Below are 18,653 nucleotides of genomic sequence, written 5' to 3'. Positions count from 1 at the left end.
TAATGATAATTAATAGTACAAAATGGAACCCAACATTATCTCTTAATGAACAGATTTTATTAATGTTATAGTTTGCTTTCACCATCATTTTTTAAAGAAATTAATAGGTCAAAAAGCTAATCTTTGATTACACTTTAGGCTTTAAAATTTTTAAATATTTGAAAGAAAAATTAAGAACAAATACCAAAATTATGAGGCTAATTGTCGAAAGAACGATAAAGAATGATTGGTTGCTTTTCAAAAACAGATCGATAAATTCTATATTAAATTTAGATTTACTTGGTTTAATTACTAAAGGCAGGATATAAAATCTAATAGATGGTAAAAATAGGAAAAATGCTAATACTAAATAATTAAAAAAGTCTCCCATCTTTCTCCAATTTGACAACGTGAGTCCATTAAAAATAGAAGAAAATACAAAGAAATTTAGCACTAATATATTATAAAATATATACTCAAAAACATTAATTGAAGCAAGACCATACTTAATAAAGAGAAAATAAAACATAGCCATGATCGGATATAAATAATAAATCACAGTCCAAAAGAGAACATTTTTAAATTTTATATAATTATCAAAATGACCTAAATAAATTAAATCCTCCTTCAAAAAGAAATTGATTAAAATATGAGTCAGCGGTAAAATTGTAAGCAAGCACAATAATATTCCTGATGGCAAAATCTGGTTGTTATTAGTGTAAATCCAAAATAGACCAAAAGAAATAAATATCAATCCTATGCTAAGTATTATGCTTAATCCTGTTTTTACCATGTGTTTTTCATTTAAGAAAATAGGGTTATTTAAAAGTGTAGATTCTAATTTTTACAAAGCATTATTTTGAAGAAGGATTAAAAAATGAAAATAACTAAGGTTTCCTATTGAAATTTCTACAATAGCTCAGATTTTTTTACTTATAAAAAGTTTATTTTCAAATAATATTTTGCAATAAATAAGGCTATCCTACTTTTGAGACAGCCTAATTCATTTACTAGCATGATTGTTCATCAGGTAATACACCAGCTGCGGCAGCGGCCATCATTCCTACTGTCCATATGATGCCTACTGGTGCTAACGCAGGCACAAAACTTGCCCCTGCTATCCAAACAGAAGCAACTCCAAGTGCTATTGCTGCTGCGCATTCATCGCCACCTTCAATTTGCTCCATTCTTTCAATACTCAAATTTTTCATAATTATAAGTTTTAATAGTTAAACATACACAAATAACTAAAAAAATCTTCTGCGTTTTATTCATATTTAAATAACATTATTTATATTTGAATAATTAAAACTAAAACCTAAAAGTCATGTCCATAGGGGATCATATCAGAAAAATACGCCTTAAAAAAGGCATTAGCCAACAATTTATTGCCGATAGAATAGGAATAAGCCAAAGTAAATTTAACAGAATTGAAAATGGCAAGTCTGATATTTTGCTAAATGATTTATTAGAAATGTGCCAAATATTAAGAATAAATTACATTGAGCTAATTCAGTCAAATCAATCAGGGAAAGACAATGTGGATGAAACTGAAGCTGAAATATCCCACCTTTGCAAAGAAATAAAGTCATTGAAACGCGAGCTTCTAGAAATTAAAGAACATTTGTATTCAAATAGGGGGGGGGTAATTATTTATCAACCAACTTTTCCAAAGTTTAGAACTTTGGAAAAGGTTTTTGCTTGAGATTACAATATCGAATGAATTAATTTAGAATCTGTGGGCATTATCATCATTTTTCCCTTTCTTTTTGCTTAATCAAAAAGAAACAAAAAATCAAGAAAGTTTAATGCTTCAGTCCTCAATGCAACCACTGGCTCGCTAAACTTTCCTCCCTCCCGCTTTTCCGAGTTCCTCGGAAATGGTCGCTTTAACACTTTTCCAATAATGCAAAAAAGTACACTAAGACAAAATTTATTTAATGAATGCATTAATAGCTAACACCCCCAATTTCGCCTTAAGCGAAAAAGCGGGGAGGAGGGTAAAATGGCTGGCCTGCTTGTGCAGACAAGCCAGCGTTGGCATTTGTGGGAAGTAGCTTCATTTTACCTAGATTTTTTGCTTACTTTTTCATCAATGGAAAAAATAAGAAGCATAAAACGAGCATTTATGCAATCTTACACTTAAAATTACTCTCTAGAAAACCATTGAACAATGAGAAAGTCTCTTTAAACCAATAAACTGTCTTAATAAAATTTTACCAAGGGAAATAGGAGTGGAAAGATAAATTTTTAACAAATATCATTTCCTAAGTACTATTCTTTGGAAAAAGGTCTAAGTTACCTGAAACTACTTATTCACCTCAATAAACTTATTTACATCCTTCGATTTTCCGAGAAGGATCATAATATCAGTTTCTTTAAGAAAAGTATCGGCTCTAGGTACGCCTATGATGTGTTCTACTTGCTGTAATTGACCGTCCACCTTTTCATCATACAATCTTTTGACAGTTATCAAGTTCAGGTTATATTTTTCTCTTAATCCAATTTCGCTAATGGTTTGATCCACAACCCGGGCAGGCGTATTGATCTCCACAATTTCATAATCATCGGGTAATGGAAGGAAGGATTTCATGTTGGGATGCAGCAACATTTCTGCTACAGTTTTACCCACGGTTTCTTCCGGAGACAAAATCTCTTCTATTCCCATTTTCTCTAAAATCATGCGCTGTTGTGAATTGGCGGCTCTTGCAATAATTCGCTCTACTTCCAATTCCAACAGTAAAACGGTAGTCAATAACAGTCCTTCGAAATTTTCACCTATGGCCACCACTATTGCGTCCATATCCTGAATATTTTGGGCTTTTAAAGCTTTCACATCTGTGGAATCCAATGCAACAGCATAGGCGACATCATCTTTTATCGCCTCTACTTTATCAAGGTCAATGTCGATAGCTAGTACTTCCGCACCACTGTCACTCAAGGTACGTGCGATGGATTCTCCAAACTGTCCTAATCCGATTACTGCAAAGCGATTGGTCATTTACTCTTATTTTTGAGGTAAGATACTAAAACTTCCAGACCTTTATCAAATTTATTGTTATTTGGAATGATGATATCGGCATCGTATTTGAATGGATCGATATATTTTTCATAGGTGGGTGCCACATGTTTTTCGTATCGATACAAAACATCATCCAAATCATAGCCGCGCTCAGAATTATCTCGCATGATTCTTCTTTTGAGCTTTACGTAATCTTTAGCATCTATGAAAACCTTTAAATCCAATAACTTCACCAACTCCGGAAAGTAAAATACAAATAAACCCTCCACTACTATAATTTTGGATGGTTTAAACTCTAGCATTTTAGGCACTACATCCGGATTGTTGAAAGTATATTCTTTTCGGCTCACTGGTTTTCCCTCTTTCAGCATTTTGATGTCTCGGGCGTAGTCATCAAACTCAATGGACTGAGGAGTATCAAAGTTTTCTACTCCATTTTCGTCTTTAGGTTGTAAATGTCGGTCTTTGTAATAATTATCTTGAGAAACGAGGCAGATTTCATCTTTAGGGAAATGGTCTAATAAACTTTTCAGAAACATAGTTTTTCCTGAAGCACTTCCTCCTGTGATGCCTACAATGAATGGATTGTTCATGAATGCAAAACTACAGTTTTATACTGTTTTTATGAATTTGTTTTTAAAAATTCGACCAATTTTTTGACTGCTATCGATCGATGGGAAATTTTATTTTTTTTTCTCCAGGATCATTTGTTCAAAAGTTTATAAGTAGGTTAAATATCAAAGTAATAAATTTAGATGCACATTTGGTGCCTTATACTTTTTCCAATATTGAAAAAGTATGCAAAAAATCTAGGCAAAACGAAGTTTCCACCCTTCATGCCATCGCTGGCTCAGCGTTTTGCCATCCTTCCCACATTTTTCGTTCGTGGCGAAATTTGAGGGCTTAAATTTCAACTACTTTTCAATTTAAAATTTTCATAAACCTATATTAGGCCAATTATAGGTGTCAAAAAATATAAAAAGAAAGCAAATTTTGAATTAAAAACAGCCTATCTGACTGTCGGTATTATTAAAATTACAGTTTTATACTGATACTGTTTTTATGAAATTGTTTTCAAAAAATCGACTAACTTTTTGACTGCAATTGATCGGTGGGAAATATTGTTCTTTTCCTCAAGGCTCATTTGTGCAAATGTTTGAGAATAACCTTTTGGGATAAATATAGGATCATAGCCAAAGCCTTTATCCCCATTGTGTCTTTTTGCGATTTCTCCTTCTGCAATTCCTTCGAAAAAGTGTTTTTGATTGTTAATAAAGGCACAAATCACTGTTCGAAATCGTGCCCGTCTATTGGGCGAGCCTTCCAGCCTACTTAATAAAAGTGACATATTATCCTGATCTGATCGTTGAGGGCCTGCATATCGGGCTGAGAAAACGCCTGGCTCGCTATTCAAAGCTTCCACTTCAAGGCCCGTATCATCTGCAAAACAATTGATATTATAGTTATCGAAAATGTATTCGGCTTTTTGTTGAGCGTTACCCTCCAAAGTGCTTTGATCTTCTCTTAGTTCCTCATTACATCCTATATCCTTCAGTCCTAGCAGTTCAAATTTTTCTCCTAAGAGCTGAGAGACTTCCTTGATCTTATTGGGATTATTAGTTGCAAAACACAGTTTCATAACATTACGCTAATCTCTATTAATAACTATTTAATCTAACGCGAAACTCAATGTTTTCACCATCAGGGATACTACTAGGAACTGTATTGCTAATACCTCTATTGATAAGAAGCTCTCCAGGAATAAATAGTCTGTAATCAGCATTTCTATTCATCAAACTGATAGCTATCTTAAAACCTACTACCACTTGATTCGATCTCAAGGAGAAATCTGTTCCTATTCCCGAAATAAAAGTTTCATCTTCACCTAGTACCCTGCCCTCGTAATCTACTGAAACGCCAGAACAAAAATCTGGAGAATTGCCTTCTCCCGACTCAAGCACTGAGTACCTGATTCCTGAAGAATGAGTTTGGTATTCAATCCCTTCTGATTCTAAAAAACTCTCTATTTCCTGGATTTGTTGTTCTAACCTTGTTTGGTCTGCTGAATTTTCAGGTATTTGATTGCATTGAACTTCCGACTGGCAAGAAAAAATACCAACAAATAAAACAGTAAAAATGCTGATAGATAATAGATTTTTGATCATTACAAATGATAATTTATTCATTGATGCTCACTAATTCAACTTCAAAAAGTAATACTTCATTGGCGGGAATGGATCCGCTCCCTCGTGGTCCGTAAGCCAAGTATGACGGTAAAATCAAAGTTGCCTTTCCACCTTCATTTATCAATTTTAATCCTACATCCCATCCTAAAATTACCTGACGCTGCCCTAATGTAAAACTGAAGGGTTCATAAGTTCTAGATTCACTGAAAATCTCTGCATCTTTTGCAACTGATTCAATAGAGGTATCGAACACCTTTCCATTTAGAAATTTCCCGACATAGTTTACTGATATATTCTGCCCGTTTTCTGGTTCTCCTCCTGCTCCCTGCTCTTCAATAATATAAAATAGGTCATATGAGGTCAGTCTCTCAGCAGTTAGATTATTATCCTCAAGATATTCCTCAATAAGTAGAACATCTTCTGCCAACTGTTCTTCTGGACATTCTCCGTAAGTATTCTCACATTCCTCCTCGCAGGATGAAAACAGGACTGTAAGTAGCCCCGTCATCATCAATAACAATATTTTTTTCATATTATTTTACCTCCACTAGCTCAACGTCAAAAATCAATGGACTGTTTGGTGGAATTCTACGACCTGAACCTCTTTGACCATAAGCTAAACCTGATGGAATATAAAAAGTGGCTTTACTACCTTCGTTCAACAACATTAGTCCTTCATCCCATCCAGCGATCACTTGCCTTTTACCAATAGGAAAACTAAATGGTGAATAAGTGCGGTTTTCGTTGTAAACCCCTGCTTCCTGTGCAAGTTCTTCATATGAAGTATCGAAAACGGTTCCGTCCATCAATTTGCCAACATAGTTCACACTTACAGAATCACCTTGTTGTGGCTGTTCACCACTACCTTCTTGGGTAACGATGTAGAATAAACCTGACTCAGTTCTATTAGCTTCAATATTTTTTTGTGCCAAGAAGTCTTTAATTAATTGATCATCAATTCCTTTTTGCTCCTCGGCCTTTTTCTGCATTTCTTCCATGGCTTCGGTTCTTTTTTGCTGCTGCCACGCCATGAAACCAGCAGTATCTAATTTTTCCAATGTTTTCGCAAATACTGTCAATCTCTCAGCTTTGTCTTTATCCTGAGAAATGGGCTGTCTGAAGCCTTCAGTCAATACCTGACTTGCAGACAACTTAGTTTTTATGCTATCTCCTATTTGCAATTCCTTCAAAATAGAGAATAATGGGCCTCTAGTTGAGAGTATCGAATCATTAATTTGGACAGGCAACTCGCCATCTCTTTCACTATCAATCATCACTGAATCTTTGCTATCGACAATTTTGATGGAGAAAATAGCAAAATCGCCTTCTTCAAAACTTCCGCCTTCTCCTGACTCAATTAGGACATATTCTACACCATCTTCTGTCTTTTCTTGGGTTTGACTATCACATGCTACTATAAGTATAAGTGATAATAATCCGAATGCCAGATTTTTAAAATTGTTCATAAACTTCTATTTTTTCTCTGTTTTTTAATTGTTTAGCGTATTTTTTAATTATTTCTTCGAATAATTTGACGGTCTCAGACAAGCTCATATTTACTTTTCCGCCTGCCGCATTTTTATGACCACCACCCTTAAAGTATTCTCCAGCTAGGGTATTCACTTCAAAATCACCAATAGACCTTAGCGAAAGTTTCGTTCCATCTTCTGTTTCAGTAAAAAGTGCGGCCATCGTAATACCATCAACCGATAATGCATAATTTACTAATCCCTCTGTATCTCCGTTTTTCGAATTGAATTTCTCCAAATCTTCCATAGAAATAGCGAAATAAGCTGCATGTTCATTTTCAAATACCGTAAGTCTTTCACTCAGGGCAAAACCTAAGAATTTTAAACGATCCAAGGAGTTGGTATCGTATATCAATCTAGAAACTTCTGAATTATTTGCTCCTAAGCTTATCAACTCTGCCACAATCTCATGTACTTCCTGAGTTGTATTTGGGTGTTTAAAAGATCCGGTATCAGTCATAATCCCCGCATATAAGCAATCCGCAGTATCACTATCCACTTGCTCCTTATCACCAAAAAGTTTTATTAATTTGAAAATTAACTGAGCAGTTGAAGCTGAATCTACATCATGATATGCGTATTCTGCAAAATCTTCTGGATCACGATGGTGGTCTATTAGAACTTTATCTGCTTTAGAGGCCCTAACCGCATCCCCAAGTTCATTTATCCGATTAAGATTGGAAAAATCTAAGCAAAAAATAAGATCCGCCTCTGCTACTAGCTTTTTTGCTTTTTCCTCATTCCCATTCTCATTGAAGACCATAACTTGGTCATTACCCTTCATCCAATTTAGGAATTTGGGATAATCTGTAGGTGTTATCACCGTAGCAGTATGACCTGTTTTAATTAAGTAATTATAGATTCCCAAGCTACTACCCAATGCATCAGCATCTGGCTTTTGGTGAGTAGTAATTACAATATTCTGAGGGTTTTCTAAGACCTCCTTTAATTTTAAAATATCCTGCATGAATCAGATTAACCCTAGTGGGATTAAATTGATTTGCAAAGTTGATAAGAAAATCATGAAAAACAAACGCCTAAATAGCTCAGCGTTTGATGAAATCAGGAATTCATGTGCAGTTTAAGGAAATATAATATTTCATATCAGATTAATCCCTTAAATTTGCAGCTCAAAATATTTAACTCAATAAAATTAATACAATGGCTGGAAACAGAACATTTACGATGATCAAGCCCGATGCAGTGGGTGAGAACAACATAGGCGCAATTACAAAAATGATAGAGGAAGGTGGATTCCGAATTGTTTCTATGAAAATGACAAAATTAAGCGAAGAAAGAGCTGGGCAGTTTTATGCCGTTCATAAGGAGCGTCCTTTCTACAAAGATTTGGTTGCTTATATGTCTGGTGGCAATATAGTAGCTATGATTTTGGAAAAAGAGAATGCTGTTGAAGATTTCAGAAAATTAATTGGAGCTACCAATCCTGCTGATGCCGCTGAAGGAACGATTAGGAAAATATTTGCTTCATCTATTGAAGCAAATGCAGTTCACGGTTCTGATTCAGACGAAAATGCACAAATCGAAGGAAGTTTCTTCTTTGCTGATATCGAAAAGTTTTAAGAAATAGACCTTTTTTCTACTGAAATGAATGGAGGCATCTGTTAGCTAACGGGTGCCTTTTTTTACTTAATTAGTTACGATCTCCGATGCCGCTGGAGAATCAAAAATTTCTTTGAAGCTATATCTGTAAATTACTTGAAAAAGGATATTGTAGGACATAGATGACATAGAGCTGGGAGCATTGTTTCTATCCTGACTCAGGCTATCTTTAACGATTGCTTGTTCTTTCAATGCATTTAAAGAATCAGTTTTTTCGCACTTCTTTTTTTCGGGCTCTGCTTCAACCTTTTCCTTCTCTTTTTTCTCATCTTTCTCCTTGGCCGAAACATCAAATGCATAAAATGAAGCGAGTATTAAAATGATAATACCGGTTTTTTTGTGATTTAACATGGTTATTACATTTTGATGTTATCAAATATATTGAATAAATATGAATTTATACTAACAACCTATTGAGAACTTCTAATTAACTGTAAGGTTTCAATCAATCTTTTACCAAAAGTAAAAATTTTCTTTTGTCTGCATGGCAATAGCTCTATTTTCAATTATATTAATGAAAAATTATACCAATTCACTATGGAACCTACTCGACTGTTTGATTTATTAAGCTACCAAAAAGCTAATAATCCACTAAATGACACCTTTTCTTATAAATATGAAGGGAAATGGAAAAATTACAGCATTGATGAAGTGATCAACATAGTTGATTCCATTTCTAGAGGATTTATAAAGTTAGGCTTGGCCAAAAATGATAAAGTAGGGATAGTCTCTTCCAATAGACCTGAATGGAATTTTATTGATTTGGCGCTGCAGCAGATTGGGGCCGTGAGTGTGCCCATGTACCCTACTATAACACCAAAAGACTATAAATTTATCTTTGAAGATTCCGGATTAAAATATGTTTTTGCCGAAGATCAGGAGCTTTATGATAAAGTGAAAAAGGCTTCGGAAGGGTTATCTTTTATTAAAAACATATATTCCTATGAAAATTTAGCAGGCGTACCGCATTGGACAGAACTTAAAGAAAGTGGTGAAAATGATGAGACTGATCTACAACCTTATAGAGATGCAGTTGAACCGGAAGATCTAGTGACCTTAATATATACTTCCGGAACTACAGGGAATCCAAAAGGCGTCATGTTGACCCACAATAATGTGTTAAGCAATGCGAAAGCAGTCAACGAAAATTTAAACGTGGAAGGCATCAGAAAATCTTTGAGCTTTCTACCGCTTTGTCACATATTTGAAAGAACCAGTGTTTATTTCTACTTATACAGAGGTGTAGCAGTTTATTATGCCGAAAGTCTAGAGAAAATTGGGGATAATTTAAAAGAGGTTCAGCCGGATATGTTCACCACTGTTCCTAGACTACTGGAAAAAATCTATGATAAGATAGTGGCTAAAGGAATGGAACTTTCGGGCATCAAAAAATCCATGTTCTTTTGGGCCTTAAACCTCGGACATAAATACGATCGAAATAAAAATCAAGGGGGCTGGTATAACTTTCAACTTAAATTAGCAAATAAGCTAATTTTCAGCAAATGGAGAGAGGCAGTGGGTGGAAACATCAAACTAATCGCCTCAGGGGGAGCTGCATTACAGCCAAGGTTGGCTACAATTTTCTGGTCCGCACAAATTCCTGTTTTAGAGGCTTATGGTTTGACAGAAACTTCTCCAGGAATTGCTTTCAATAGATACAATAAAGAAGATATGTTGATTGGAACCGTTGGCCCAGCACTGCCAGGAGTAGAAATAAAAATTGCGGAAGATGGAGAAGTTTTGGCAAAGGGTCCTAATATCATGAAAGGATATTATAATCAACCAGAAAAAACTGATGAGGTGATAGACAAAGATGGCTGGTTCCATACCGGAGATATAGGGGAAATGGTCAATGGTAAGTTCCTCAAAATTACTGATCGCAAGAAAGAGATGTTTAAAACATCAGGTGGAAAATATGTTGCGCCACAATATATAGAGAACAAACTCAAAGAATCAACACTAATAGAAATGGCCATGGTCGTTGGCGATGGACAAAAATTCCCGGGAGCATTGATTGTTCCTAATTTTGAAGCCTTGAGGGAGTGGTGCCATCATAAAGGCATAGCTTATTCCTCCGATACAGATATGGTAAAGCAACAAATCATTTTAGATAAATTTCAAAAAGAAGTAGATAAAGCCAATGAGCAGTTTGCTCAATATGAAAAAATCAAAAAAACGGTTCTAATGCCAAAAGCTTGGACGGTCGAAAATCATGAGCTTACGGCTAAACTGAGCTTAAAAAGAAAGATAATAGAAAACAATTATCAAAAAGAAATTGAGAGTATTTATAAGGATTAAGTATTTCTGCTGTTTTGAATAGTGATATATTTCGCCCTTTCAGGGCTAAGAGGTTGCTTTTGGTTTTATGCACAGGGCTTCATCTTGTGTTAGATTATTGGATCCTTTCAGGACTTAAAGGTAAAATGCCATTTAATTAGTGGGAGGAAGTTTAAAATCCTGTTTTTTTACAGGAAATATTTAGTGCTACTTTGTTACATTTTATGCTTTTGCCCATAGCTGTCAGGTTTCAACAATATGACTTGCTTGGTCAAGTAGGACAAACATCTAATTGATAAAGAAGGGATGTTATATCGAAGCGTAGGGCTTCACCCTACGCTAAATAAGTTAAATTCAATCCAGCCCTAAAAGAGCGAAATATTATGTGGTGTCAAGACATAAGTTTTCTGACTCTTCCATCCTCACCCAACATTATCCACTTAAAACGGTATAATACATCATACCAAAAATCATTAACTATGAAAAAATCGATTTTTATACCTGCACTATTATTCAGCATGTCAGTCGTCATATCTTGTCAGGCTGAACCGGAAAAGAAAACGGCTGCTACTGAATTTGAGACCATAACTATTGCAGATGGATTGAATAATCCTTGGGGTATGACTTGGCTACCCGATGGCAGAATGCTAGTTACTGAAATAAAAGGAGAGATATTAATAATTGAAGGTGATAAATATAATGGCAAAAAACTCAATGGAGTTCCTGAAGTTTATGCAAATAATCAAGGCGGTTTATTAGACATTCAAGTACATCCGGACTATGAGAGCAACGGCTGGATCTACTTCAGTTTCTCTAAGCCAGGCGATGGTGGTGGAAGCACTGCCATTATGAGAGCAAAATTAGATGGAAATAACTTAGTCAATAAAGAATTGATATATGAATCATTTCCTAAAACCCGATCTGGTGTCCATTTCGGTTCCCGTATAGATTTTAAAGATGGCTATATATTTTTTACTATTGGTGAAAGAGGAGAAATGGATAATGCGCAATCAGTAGGTAACCCATTTGGGAAAGTTCACCGGCTTCATGAAAACGGAGATGTTCCGGAAGATAATCCATTTGTTCAGATCCCTGATGCCGTAAAAAGTATTTGGAGCTATGGACACAGAAACCCTCAAGGTATGCAATTTCATCCTGAAACTGGTGAGCTTTGGGCTCATGAACATGGACCAAAAGGCGGAGATGAATTAAATATTGTGCAAAAAGCCAAAAATTATGGCTGGCCTGAAATTAGTTATGGAATAGATTATGATGGTAGCATAATTACAGATGAAACCAAGAAAGAAGGAATGATGCAACCCGTTCATTATTGGGATCCATCGATAGCTCCTTGCGGGATGACTTTTGTGACTAGTGAACGTTATCCCGAGTGGGAAAACAACATATTGATGGGCTCACTCAAATTTAGATACTTAAATAGAGTTGTTTTGGATGAGGAAGGAAATTATGTGAAGGAAGAGAAACTATTAGAAGGCATTGGCAGAGTAAGACATGTTGCTGAAAGTCCCGATGGATTTATTTATGTTGCCGTAGAAGGACCAGGGAAAATCATTAAACTTATGCCAAAAAAATAATTCTTCTTTAGCTCCCCATTAAAACAGTCCTATTTCGCTCAAAATGCATAGGACTGTTTTTTTATGTTTACTTTTAAAAATCTATTTCCAAGCTAAATTTGCATTTAAAATTTGCTTAGTGTAAATTAGACACTAAGTATCTACACTAAATTCCATCAATTATTACTTTTTTGGATTAGTATTTATCAGTAAATTATATTTTACAATTGACTGACAATCAAATTTATGCACAATAATTCTCTTTACAATTCGGCTTTTGAACATGATGCCTGCGGGATAGGCACAATTGTTAACATTAATGGAAAAAAAGAATTTCAACTTATTCAAGATGCTTTGGATATGTTGGAAAACATGGAACATCGCGGTGGAACAGGTGCTGACAAGCAAACTGGCGATGGTGCAGGAATCATGTTGCAAATTGATGAGCATTTCATCAAGTGGACCTCCGAAGATGCCAATATTTCATATGAAAAAAATCAGCCCGTAGGCACAGGTATATTCTTCTTTCCTAAAATGACAAAAGTTGCAGATGAATGTAAAGCTGTATTGCATAGTCATGCACAGGAGTTAGGATTAAAAATATTGGGCTACAGAGCAATTCCAGTTAACGAAAAAGTACCGGGAGCAGGTGCAAAACCAGTAGAACCACTAATCGAGCAGGTATTTATCCAAGCAGAAAGCCAAATGTCTTCTGTTGAACTGGAGCGAAAGCTGTTTGTATTAAGAAATTATAGTACCCATTTCATTGGTCATAACGTGCAAGGAAACAATAAAGCATTTTATGTGTGTAGCCTTTCAACCAATACCGTTATTTATAAAGGTCAATTAAGGACCAACCAATTAAGAGAGTATTTTGATGATTTGAGAGATGAAAGATTCAAATCTGCATTTGCCATTATTCATTCAAGGTTCTCGACCAATACTTTCCCAAACTGGAAACTGGCGCAGCCTTTCCGTTTTATAGCTCACAACGGAGAAATCAATACTATAAGAGGAAATGTGACCAAAATGAAATCGAAAGAAGCCAATTTCGATTCCAAAGTCTTTACAGATCAGGATTTAGAAAAATTATTACCCGTTACCAATCCAGAGCATTCGGATTCTGCAAATTTGGATGGTATTGTTGAAATGTTGGTATTGGACGGAAGACCTTTAGAGCATGTTCTGATGATGTTGGTTCCGGAAGCATGGCAAGACAATAGCATGATGGATAAAGATCGTAAAGCTTTTTATAAGTATCATGCTTCTATCATGGAGCCTTGGGATGGACCAGCGGCCTTGATCTTTACTGATGGTAAAAAAGTAGGAGCGACCTTAGATAGAAATGGATTACGTCCTTCCAGATTCTGCATTACCAAAAGCGGCCGACTGATAGTTTCGTCAGAAGCAGGTGCCTTAGCAGTTGCATCAGATGATGTGATTCAAAAAGGAAGACTGCAGCCTGGAAAAATGCTGATGGCAGATATAGAACAGCAAAAAGTACTATTTGATGAGGAAATTAAATATGGAGTTACATCCAATAAATCCTATCAAGATTGGATAATTGCGCACAGAGTAAAACTAAGAAACTTACCAGTTCCTGAAATCAAAACTGAAAAAATCTCGGGCGATATACTTTTGAGAAAACAGAAAGCATATGGATATACTTCTGAAGAACTAAAAGTAATTTTAGCAGATATGGCAGTTCGTGCAACCGAACCCATTGGGTCAATGGGTGCCGATACTCCCTTGGCTATTTTGAGTAAGCAAAGTCAGCACATAGCCAATTATTTCAAACAGCTTTTTGCACAGGTGAGCAATCCGCCAATTGATCCAATTCGAGAACGAATGGTGATGTCTTTATTTACCCGCGTGGGAGAGAGTCTAAATATTTTAGAGGAAACCCCTGCTCATGCAAAGCAAGTTCATATTTCCCAACCTGTGCTGCTAGATTCGGATATTGCCAAATTCATGTATTTAAAAGATATCGGTTTTGAGTATGAAATTATTGATTGCGTTTTCAAAGCTGATGGTGAAGCGGGAAGATTAGAGGAAGGAATAAATACTATTTGTGCAAAAGCAGAAGAAGCGGCCAATAACGGAAAAGTGGTTCTAATCCTGTCTGATAAGAATATAGATGTAAATCATGCTGCTATCCCTTCTTTGATCTCAACAGGAGCTGTGCATCAGCATTTAGTGAAGAAGAATTTAAGAACTAAAACGGGACTCATCATAGAGGCTGGTGATGTTCGTGAAACGCACCATTTTGCTACCATCATTGGTTACGGGGCAAGTGCCATTAATCCATATTTAGCTATCAAATCCATTGAAGATTTACATGATAAAAAGCTTTTGGGTGAGGATATTAGTAAAGAAGAAGCTGTTGCCAACTATCAAACTGCTATTGGTTATGGGTTATTGAAAATCTTATCCAAAATGGGCATCAGCACTTTGCAATCTTATCAAAGTGCCCAGATTTTTGAAGCTTTAGGCCTGCATTCTACAGTAATTGAAAAATGTTTTACGGGTACTATATCAAGAATTGAAGGTATAGATTTTGATGGACTAGCACGCGAAGTTTTAGTGAGACATTTACAAGCCTTCCCTCAAAATGAACATGTGAAAAAAGGATTGGAAGTCGGTGGTGTCTACCAATGGAAATTGAGAGGTGAAAAACACCTTTTCAATCCAGAAACTATCCATTTATTGCAACATTCAACAAAGACAGCCAATTTCTCATTGTATAAAAAATATGCATCTAAAATTAATGATCAAGTAAAAGATACACTAACCTTAAGAGGGCTATTTGATTTCAAAAAACGAGTTCCCATTTCTCTATCAGAAGTGGAACCAGCGGACAAAATCATGAAAAGGTTCGCCACCGGAGCCATGTCTTTTGGTTCTATTTCCCATGAAGCGCATTCTACATTAGCTATTGCCATGAATAGAATTGGTGCAAAAAGTAATAGTGGAGAAGGGGGAGAAGATGAAGTTCGGTTTGAGGTTAAATCCAATGGCGATTGGGAACGCTCTGCTATCAAGCAAGTAGCTTCAGGTAGATTTGGGGTGACCAGTTACTACTTGACAAATGCTGACGAGTTACAAATTAAAATGGCGCAAGGGGCCAAGCCCGGAGAAGGTGGCCAGTTACCTGGACACAAAGTGGATGAATGGATCGGAAGAGTAAGACATTCCACACCAGGAGTAGGATTGATTTCACCTCCTCCACATCATGACATTTATTCTATTGAAGATTTAGCACAACTCATCTTTGATTTAAAAAATGCCAATCGAGCTGCAAGAATTAATGTAAAATTAGTTTCTCAAGCCGGAGTTGGCACTGTGGCAGCGGGTGTTTCCAAAGCCAATGCAGATGTTGTTTTGATCTCGGGTGCTGATGGCGGAACTGGTGCATCTCCCTTAAGTTCAATCCGTCACGCGGGTTTGCCGTGGGAATTAGGATTAGCTGAAGCCCACCAAACCTTGGTGAAAAATAACTTAAGAAGTCGAATAACAGTACAAACCGATGGCCAGATGCGAACGGGGAGAGATTTGGCTATTGCAACTTTACTAGGCGCAGAAGAATGGGGGATTTCTACTGCTGCATTGGTAGTAGAAGGCTGTATCATGATGAGAAAATGTCATACCAATACCTGTCCTGTGGGTGTTGCCACGCAAAATCCTGAACTTAGAAAATTGTTCACAGGTGACCCTGAACATGTGGTGAATTTCTTCAAATTCCTGACTGAGGATTTACGGGAAATCATGGCCCAGCTGGGCTTTAAAACCATTGAGGAAATGGTTGGACATTCAGAGGTGCTTAAAATCAGAAATGATGTACCGTTCTGGAAACTGAAAGACTTGGATTTAAGCCCAATTCTATATCAGGAAAATATCCCTGAACAAGTGGGGGTTTTCAAGCAAATTGAACAAGAACATGAATTAGAGGAAGTGTTGGATTGGAAATTACTGGAAACTGCCAAAGAGGCAATGGAAAACCAGAAGCCCGTAACTGCCACTTTCCCAATTCGAAATATCAATAGAGCAGTTGGCGCTATTTTATCTAACGAAATCAGTAAAAAATATAAAGGAGAAGGACTTCCTGAAGATACAATCCGATACAAATTTGAAGGTTCTGCCGGGCAGAGTTTTGGTGCATTCTTAGCGAATGGAGTGACATTTGAGATAGAAGGTGAATCCAATGACTATTACGGAAAAGGACTATCAGGAGGAAAACTAATTATTTATCCTCCTGAAAATTCCGATTTCGATGCTTCAGAAAACATTATCATTGGAAATGTAGCCTTTTACGGAGCTACCTCAGGTTATGCTTACATCAACGGGATGGCTGGAGAACGATTTGCGGTGAGAAATTCAGGCGTTAGCGCTGTAGTGGAAGGCGTTGGAGATCATGCCTGTGAATATATGACTGGTGGAAGAGTAGTTGTTCTCGGTGAAACTGGGAAAAACTTTGCAGCCGGCATGAGCGGTGGTATTGCTTATATCTTAGATGAAAAACAAGCATTTGAAGACAACTGCAATAAAGCAATGGTAGGTTTGGAAAGCCCCTCAGAAGAAGATGTAGAAGAATTGAAAACGCTTATAAGCTACCATGCACAGGCAACCGGAAGCCAAAAAGCAGATCGAATACTGGATAATTTTGCAGAATATCTTCCAAAATTTATCAAGGTAATTCCTCATGATTTCAAACGCATATTAGAGGCTAAAAAGGCCGAGGAACAAAAAGAGAATGAAAAAATTGTAGCATAATATGGGACAACAAGACGGATTTTTAAAATTTGATAGGGAGTTGCCCGATAGCAGATCCCCAAAAAAAAGAGTTGAAGATTTCAAGGAAATATATCAACCCTTCCCTGAGGTGAAAACCAAAAAGCAGGCAGCAAGATGTATGGATTGTGGCATTCCATTTTGTCATTCTGGTTGCCCTTTGGGCAATATCATTCCTGAGTTTAATGATGCGGTTTACCGCGAAAACTGGGAAGAAGCAGCCGACATTTTATATTCTACCAATAACTTCCCTGAATTTACAGGAAGAATTTGTCCTGCCCCATGCGAAGCAAGTTGCGTATTGGGCATTAATAAACCGGCTGTGGCTATAGAACATATTGAAAAAACGATAGCTGAAAAAGCATATGAACTAGGTTACATAAAAGCAGATCCTCCTAAGACCCGAACAGGGAAAAAGGTAGCTGTGATTGGTTCTGGACCTGCAGGATTAGCTGCTGCAGATCAATTGAACAAAGCAGGTCATTGGGTGACTGTTTTTGAACGAGAATCCAGAATTGGCGGATTATTACGTTATGGAATTCCGGATTTTAAACTGGAGAAGCAATATGTTGAACGCAGAATTAATATCATGGATGAAGAAGGTGTCCGCTTTAAAGTAAATGCGGAAGTGGGTAAAAATATTAATCCGGACATGCTGAAAGATGATTTTGATTCAATTGTGATCTGCACAGGCTCGACCGTTCCTAGAGACTTGCCCATTCCGGGAAGGGAATTAAAAGGAATTGAGTATGCTATGGATTTCTTGACCATGCAAAACAAAGAAGTAGCAGGAGATTCTATTGAAAATAAAATTTCAGCAGAAGGCAAAAATGTAGTAGTGATTGGCGGGGGTGATACCGGTTCAGATTGCATAGGTACATCACACAGACAACATGCCAGCTCCGTTTTACAATTGGAATTAATGCCAAAACCACCTCAAAATAGAGGTGAATCAGATCCTTGGCCCTTATGGCCCATGACTTTACGGACCTCCTCTTCGCATGATGAAGGTGGTGAAAGAAAATGGGGGGTATTAACCAAAGAGTTCAAGGGCAATGAAAAAGGAGAGCTAACCCATATTACTTTGGTGGACATTGAATGGGTAACTCAAGCAGGAAGACAAAACATGCAAGAGATTCAAGGTACTGAAAGAGATGTCCCGTGTGAATTAGCGCTATTGGCCATAGGATTTACGCATCCAGAAAATCATTTGCTTGATAGTCTGGGAGTGAATAAAACTCAAACTGGAACAGTAGAAGCCAATGCATACAAAACGAATGTAGAGAATATCTTTACGGCAGGAGATGCCAGACGAGGTCAGTCTCTGGTTGTCTGGGCTATTTCGGAAGGTAGAGAAGCGGCAAGAGAAGTCGATCAATTTTTAATGGGGAAAACAGAATTGCCTGCTAAAGATGATTCATTCTTCAATGTGGCGGAGTTGAGTTGAGCCCCTTTTGGAAGAATTTATTAAGGCCCGAAGGGCTGACACACCAAAACGTAGAGTTGAAGCCCTACAAATAAAAGTGAGTAGACATTAGCCCTGAAAGGGCGTAATATTACGCCCTTTCAGGGCTTTTTGAGTAAGTCTGTTTGACCACAGGGCTTCACCCTGTTATATAATATTTTGTCCTTTCAGGACTACTTTCATTGTACAGCCGTTATTTTCATTGGGTAATCT

16 protein-coding genes are annotated in these 18,653 nt (G+C 36.8%); 6 read left to right on the top strand and 10 right to left on the bottom strand.

What is annotated here, in order from left to right; translation table 11 throughout:
* Nucleotides 1–127 precede the first annotated feature (127 nt).
* Together AAC601_RS13995 and AAC601_RS13990 are read right to left on the bottom strand one after the other, a co-directional pair.
* Nucleotides 128–772, bottom strand: coding sequence for a hypothetical protein (locus AAC601_RS13995; RefSeq protein ID WP_340153618.1), 645 nt, complete (start codon nt 770–772; stop codon nt 128–130).
* 217 nt (nt 773–989) lie between these two features.
* A complete protein-coding gene (locus AAC601_RS13990; RefSeq protein WP_340153617.1) occupies nt 990–1,190 on the bottom strand; it encodes a hypothetical protein in 201 nt (66 codons plus the stop codon).
* A 116-nt stretch (nt 1,191–1,306) separates the two neighbouring features.
* Here AAC601_RS13990 and AAC601_RS13985 point away from each other — a divergent pair, with 116 nt between their 5' ends.
* Complete coding sequence (locus tag AAC601_RS13985) at nt 1,307–1,684, top strand: helix-turn-helix transcriptional regulator (RefSeq protein WP_340153616.1); 378 nt, start codon at nt 1,307–1,309, stop codon at nt 1,682–1,684.
* Nucleotides 1,685–2,287: 603 nt separating this feature from the next.
* Here AAC601_RS13985 and AAC601_RS13980 read toward each other — a convergent pair.
* The 7 genes from AAC601_RS13980 to AAC601_RS13950 form a co-directional block, all read right to left on the bottom strand.
* On the bottom strand, nt 2,288–2,980 hold the full coding sequence (locus AAC601_RS13980; protein WP_303271453.1) for a TrkA family potassium uptake protein: 693 nt from the start codon (nt 2,978–2,980) through the stop codon (nt 2,288–2,290).
* Nucleotides 2,977–3,594, bottom strand: coding sequence for a uridine kinase (gene udk / locus AAC601_RS13975; protein WP_340153615.1), 618 nt, complete (start codon nt 3,592–3,594; stop codon nt 2,977–2,979). Before udk ends, AAC601_RS13980 begins: the two co-directional genes overlap by 4 nt.
* A gap of 467 nt (nt 3,595–4,061) precedes the next feature.
* Entirely contained in the window at nt 4,062–4,640 is a 579-nt protein-coding gene (locus tag AAC601_RS13970; protein ID WP_340153614.1) for a non-canonical purine NTP diphosphatase, read from the bottom strand.
* A 19-nt stretch (nt 4,641–4,659) separates the two neighbouring features.
* On the bottom strand, nt 4,660–5,187 hold the full coding sequence (locus AAC601_RS13965) for an FKBP-type peptidyl-prolyl cis-trans isomerase (protein ID WP_303271450.1): 528 nt from the start codon (nt 5,185–5,187) through the stop codon (nt 4,660–4,662).
* Nucleotides 5,180–5,719 carry an FKBP-type peptidyl-prolyl cis-trans isomerase gene (locus tag AAC601_RS13960; protein WP_340153613.1) on the bottom strand — a complete coding sequence of 180 codons (540 nt, stop codon included), beginning with the start codon at nt 5,717–5,719 and terminating at the stop codon, nt 5,180–5,182. Before AAC601_RS13960 ends, AAC601_RS13965 begins: the two co-directional genes overlap by 8 nt.
* A 1-nt stretch (nt 5,720) precedes the next feature.
* Nucleotides 5,721–6,653 (bottom strand): FKBP-type peptidyl-prolyl cis-trans isomerase, encoded by a 933-nt coding sequence (locus AAC601_RS13955; RefSeq protein ID WP_340153612.1) that lies wholly within the window; start codon nt 6,651–6,653, stop codon nt 5,721–5,723.
* Nucleotides 6,640–7,683, bottom strand: a complete 1,044-nt coding sequence (locus tag AAC601_RS13950; protein ID WP_340153611.1) for a bifunctional oligoribonuclease/PAP phosphatase NrnA — start codon at nt 7,681–7,683, stop codon at nt 6,640–6,642. Before AAC601_RS13950 ends, AAC601_RS13955 begins: the two co-directional genes overlap by 14 nt.
* Nucleotides 7,684–7,877: 194 nt before the next feature.
* Between AAC601_RS13950 and AAC601_RS13945 the strand changes: the two genes are divergently transcribed.
* Nucleotides 7,878–8,297, top strand: coding sequence for a nucleoside-diphosphate kinase (locus AAC601_RS13945; RefSeq protein ID WP_303271446.1), 420 nt, complete (start codon nt 7,878–7,880; stop codon nt 8,295–8,297).
* Between the two features lie 66 nt (nt 8,298–8,363).
* Here AAC601_RS13945 and AAC601_RS13940 read toward each other — a convergent pair whose 3' ends face one another.
* Nucleotides 8,364–8,687, bottom strand: a complete 324-nt coding sequence (locus tag AAC601_RS13940; protein WP_303271445.1) for a hypothetical protein — start codon at nt 8,685–8,687, stop codon at nt 8,364–8,366.
* Between the two features lie 186 nt (nt 8,688–8,873).
* Between AAC601_RS13940 and AAC601_RS13935 the strand changes: the two genes are divergently transcribed.
* From AAC601_RS13935 to AAC601_RS13920, 4 genes are all read left to right on the top strand, one after another.
* Nucleotides 8,874–10,634, top strand: coding sequence for a long-chain fatty acid--CoA ligase (locus AAC601_RS13935; protein ID WP_340153610.1), 1,761 nt, complete (start codon nt 8,874–8,876; stop codon nt 10,632–10,634).
* Between the two features lie 458 nt (nt 10,635–11,092).
* Nucleotides 11,093–12,208 (top strand): PQQ-dependent sugar dehydrogenase, encoded by a 1,116-nt coding sequence (locus tag AAC601_RS13930; protein WP_340153609.1) that lies wholly within the window; start codon nt 11,093–11,095, stop codon nt 12,206–12,208.
* A 225-nt stretch (nt 12,209–12,433) separates the two neighbouring features.
* On the top strand, nt 12,434–16,957 hold the full coding sequence (gene gltB / locus AAC601_RS13925; RefSeq protein ID WP_340153608.1) for a glutamate synthase large subunit: 4,524 nt from the start codon (nt 12,434–12,436) through the stop codon (nt 16,955–16,957).
* Nucleotide 16,958: 1 nt separating this feature from the next.
* Nucleotides 16,959–18,422 (top strand): glutamate synthase subunit beta, encoded by a 1,464-nt coding sequence (locus AAC601_RS13920; protein ID WP_303271441.1) that lies wholly within the window; start codon nt 16,959–16,961, stop codon nt 18,420–18,422.
* The last annotated feature ends 231 nt before the right edge of the window (nt 18,423–18,653 follow it).

It is taken from the genome of uncultured Marivirga sp. (assembly GCF_963974845.1).
In the GTDB taxonomy this organism is placed as follows: Bacteria; Bacteroidota; Bacteroidia; order Cytophagales; family Cyclobacteriaceae; genus Marivirga; species Marivirga harenae.
This window is presented reverse-complemented; position numbering and strand designations above follow the sequence as displayed.